Genomic DNA, 371 nt, shown 5'->3' on the forward strand with positions numbered 1-371 from the left:
TGATAAGCTGCGATAAGCTTCGGGTAGGCGCAAATAGCCTGTGATCCGAAGATTTCCGAATGAGGAAACTCACATGGGTAACCCCATGTATCTTGCGATGAATACATAGTCGTAGGAAGGTAAACCCAGGGAACTGAAACATCTAAGTACCTGGAGGAAGAGAAAGAAAAATCGATTCCGTCAGTAGCGGCGAGCGAAAGCGGAAGAGCCCAAACCGGAAACTTGTTTCCGGGGTTGCGGACAGAACATAACGCGAAACTATTGTTAACTGAACAGTACTGGAAAGTACGACCGCAGAAGGTAATAGTCCTGTAAGTGAAAACAAGAGTAAGTAGTTCTGATCCAGAGTACCACGAGACACGTGAAACCTT

Annotated in this window: 1 rRNA gene; it reads left to right on the forward strand. The window is 46.1% G+C overall.

Annotated features, from left to right (window positions below):
* Positions 1–371: ribosomal RNA gene (locus tag CPJCM30710_RS17525) — 23S ribosomal RNA — on the forward strand; the annotation flags it as partial.

This window comes from Clostridium polyendosporum, from assembly GCF_018332455.1.
Classification (GTDB): Bacteria; Bacillota; Clostridia; order Clostridiales; family Clostridiaceae; genus Clostridium_AY; species Clostridium_AY polyendosporum.